The sequence below is a fragment of the Photorhabdus kayaii genome, from assembly GCF_025384895.1.
Classification (GTDB): Bacteria; Pseudomonadota; Gammaproteobacteria; order Enterobacterales; family Enterobacteriaceae; genus Photorhabdus; species Photorhabdus kayaii.
Map to the genome: position 1 here is coordinate 1 of NZ_JAJAFZ010000131.1, position 4,131 is coordinate 4,131.

The 4,131-nt window shown below is 57.7% G+C and carries 1 protein-coding gene and 1 pseudogene; both read left to right on the forward strand.

From position 1 onward, the window contains the following. A pseudogene (locus LGZ98_RS23005) lies at positions 1 to 1,184 on the forward strand (ShlB/FhaC/HecB family hemolysin secretion/activation protein); the annotation flags it as partial. 48 nt (positions 1,185 to 1,232) lie between these two features. Then, positions 1,233 to 4,131, forward strand: a 2,899-nt coding sequence (locus tag LGZ98_RS23010) for a two-partner secretion domain-containing protein (protein WP_262978659.1), incomplete at its 3' end; no start/stop codon positions are given.

Here is a 4,131-nt window from a genome sequence, read left to right on the forward strand (position 1 = left end):
CGGATAACCCCCTTTCCCGCGCGTGAAGGCAAGCTACTGGATTTACGGGATATTGAACAGGGATTGGAAAACTTGCAACGTTTCCCGACCGTGCAGGCGGAGATGAACATTGTTCCGGCAGAGCAGCCGGGGGAGAGCGATATTGTGCTGGACTGGCGTCAGTCCCGGCACTGGCGAGTCGCCACGTATTTGGATGATACCGGCTCTAAGAGCACCGGGCGTTATCAGGGCGGATTAACCTTCTTTCTGGATAACCCGCTGGCGTTAAGCGACCTGTTCTATCTCTCCGGGGGACGCGATATTCACGCATCTGCCGGGAAAGGCAGCCAAAACGACACGCTCTATTACTCCGTGCCCTTCTCGGCTACTGGATGACGAGCGTGACGGCCAGTCACTACGATTATACCCAGACAATAGCCGGGCTGAATCAGGCGATCCAATACCGGGGCAAAAGCCAAAACCTGGCGGTCCAGCTTAGCCGGGTGCTGCACCGTAATGCTGACCAAAAGACTCTGCTCAACGGTGAAATTTATCGTCGGGCGTCCCGCAATTTTATTGATAAGACCGAAGTTGATGTTCAGCGCCGGGAAACCGCGGGCTGGAAGCTGGGGCTGTCCCATCACCACTTTATCGGCAGCGCGACGCTGGATACCAAAGTGACTTACCAGCAGGGCATGCGCTGGTTTGGCGCGCAACCTGCGCCGGAAGAGTACCGCAATGAAGGGACCGCCTTACCCAAAATCACCCAATTCTCGGCGACGCTTGCCGGGCCGTTAACGCTGTTTTCTCAGCCCTTTTCTTATCAGACCCAATACTTACGTCAGATAAGCGCCAGCCCATTGACGCCCCAGGATCGATTCTCGATTGGCGGCCGCTGGACGGTGCGCGGCTTTGATGGCGAGTTGACCTTATCCGCCGATCGGGGTTGGTACAGCCGGAACGAACTGGACTGGCAAACCCCGCTGCGCGGGCAATCGCTGTATCTGGCAATGGATTATGGCGAAGTGGGCGGCCGGGGCAGCGACGCGCTGCTCGGAAAACACCTGGCGGGGAGTGCTCTGGGTTGGCGCGGCAGCCTGAAAGGGGTGAGCTACGACCTGTTTGTCGGCGTCCCGCTGTCCAAACCCGCCTGTTTCCAAACTTCCCCCGTCACGGCCGGATTCAACCTGTATTGGCAGTATTAATTTAAATAGCAAAACTGCCAGTGGGTGGTGTTGTGTGGAGCAAAAGTTATGAACAAACAGTTATATCGTATTATCTTTAATCAAGCCCGGCAGATGTGGATGGTGGTGGCCGAGATAGCGCGGGCCGGACGGGGACGAACCGGACGCCGCGCTCATCGCCCGTCTTCACCGCAGCATCGTTGCCGACTCACCGCGCTACGGTTTGGATTGTTGTTAGCCCTTGGCGGAATTTCTCTCACCGCGCAGGCGGCGATTGTGGCCGACGGACAGGCACCGGGGCGTCAGCAGCCGACCATCATTCGCAGCGCCAACGGCACGCCGCAGGTCAATATTCAGACGCCCGGCGCCGACGGTGTTTCTCACAATACTTACCGTCAGTTTGACGTGGATAAACAGGGGGTTATCCTCAATAACAGCCATCAGGCTACCCAGACGCAACTCGGCGGCATGGTGGCCGGTAATCCGTGGTTAGCCAAAGGGGACGCCAGCGTTATCCTCAATGAAGTCAACAGCCATGACCCCAGTCGCCTCAATGGCTGGATTGAAGTGGCCGGCCATAAAGCCGAGGTGATTATTGCCAACCCGGCGGGCATCACCTGTAACGGTTGCGGGTTCATTAACTCACATCGCACTACGCTCACCACCGGACAGGCGCTGATGGAACAGGGTCGGTTGAAAGGGTTTGACGTCAATCAGGGGGAAGTGCGGATTGACGGGCACGGCATGGACAGCACACAGCAAAGTTACACCGATATTATTGCCCGTTCCGTGGCGATTAATGCCAAATTACACGCGCAAGACCTGAAAGTGACCGCCGGGCGCAATATTGTCGATGCGGCGCATCAGCAAATTAAGAAAAAATCGGTTGACGATGAAAAGCACCCGGCGTTTGCGTTGGATGTGGCGGCACTGGGCGGCATGTATGCCCATAAAATCAGGCTGATAGGCACCGAAGCGGGGGTGGGCGTGCATAATGCCGGCAATATCGGCGCGTCTGCCGGCGAGGTCCATATCACCGCCGATGGCCGGATAGAGAACCGCGGCACCCTCAGCAGCCGCGACGCCCTGCAATTAACGGCTTCCTCGGGTATCTCGAACACGGGTAAATTGTTGTCACAATCGGCGGTGAATTTACAGGCGGGCGGCGCGTTAGATAATCAGGGCCGGGTGGAATCCCGCGGCGATACCACGGTCAACGCGGGCACAATACACAGCAGCCATGACAGCGTATGGGCCGCGGGGCTGGATGATAACGGCAACACTACCCGCCCCGGTTCATTGACCCTGACCGCGCAGCACGTTCAGGCCAAGGGCAAAAATCTGGCCACCGATACGCTGGCTATCCACAGCCAACAGATTGACCTGAGCGACAGCCAGACCGCAGCCAGCCAGATTCAACTCACCGCCAGTCAAGCGGGGATCAGTACCGCTCGCGCTACCGTCAACGCCGACCGTTTGACGGCGAAAACGCCGGGCCAGTTTAACAACGACGGCGGCCAGTTAGTGGCGAAGGAAATCCACCTGACGACCCCGGATTTATCCAACCAGCAGGGAAAAATTAACCAGACCGGGACCGGTGAACTGGCGCTCCATACCCGCACCCTGAATAACCGTGAGGGGACAGTGTTCAATCAGGGGAAATTGACCCTCACCACTGACCGGCTTAACAACCGTCAGGGCAATATTGCCAGTCAGGGCGAGGACCTGCATCTGACCGCGCATCAGGCCGATAACAACCAGGGGACGGTGCAGTTGGCCGGTCAGGGGCAATTATCGCTCAATACCCAACGGTGGCTGGGTGATAAGGGCAAACTACTGACCAATGGCGCCCTGACGATACAGGCCGGTGAACTGCAACTCAACCACGCCGAAACTCAGGCCGGGCAGATAACCGTCAACGCTGACACCCTCAGTCATCAAGGCGGCGTGATGCAACAACAGGGCAAAGATACCCTGTCCCTCACCACCCGGATGCTGGATAACCAGCACGGCACCATTGCGGGCAACGGTAATCTGAACCTTAAGGCGACGACCGTCGATAATCATCACGGCAACATCGTGGCCGCCGAAAAAGGCTCGCTGACACTGGCGGTCAAAGACACGCTGGATAATCAGTCAGGTCGGCTGGAAGCGGGCCACGCGCTCCAACTGAGCGCCACTCAACTGGATAATCGCCGGGGGAGCATCGTGGCAACCGGGGACAGCGCCACCCTCACTGTTGACAAAGCCATTCAAAACGCTCACGGCCATCTTGAAGCCAAAACCCGACTGACCACGACCAGCCAGACTCTAGATAACACGCAGGGGGTGTTGCTGGCACAGCATATCAATAGCCAGACCACAGGCCATCCCTTCACCAATACCGCGGGGCAGGTGATAGCCGAAGACACGCTGACGGTCAACAGTGGCGAACTGGATAACACCGCAGGGTTGTTACAGGCTGGCCGCGAGATGACCGTTGATACCCACGGCCACCGATTCACCAATACCCGCAATGCCGACCAAAAAGCAGGCCGGTTATTGAGTGACGGACACTTAACTTTGCGCACCGGCGATATCAATAACACCGGTGGCATGATAGTGGCGGACGGCGAAACTGCGCTGACCAGCACTGCACTCAATAATACTCAGGGCCAGATAGCCGGAAATAGCGGGCTGGACATTCACAGCCGACAACTGACCAACCGCGAGGGCACCTTACAATCCGCTGACGCCCTGACTCTGGACACTGACGGGCAGTTACTGGATAACCAGCAGGGCCATATTCTCGGTGATGGCAAGACGACCCTCACCAGTGGCCCGCTGGACAATCGCCACGGTCATCTGCAAGGCGGACAGTTGGCTATTGACACCCGACACGCCGCGCTGGATAACCGGGACGGCAAGTTGTTATCCACCGACACGTTAACCCTGAACACTCATCAGCTCGACAATCGTCACGGGCAGG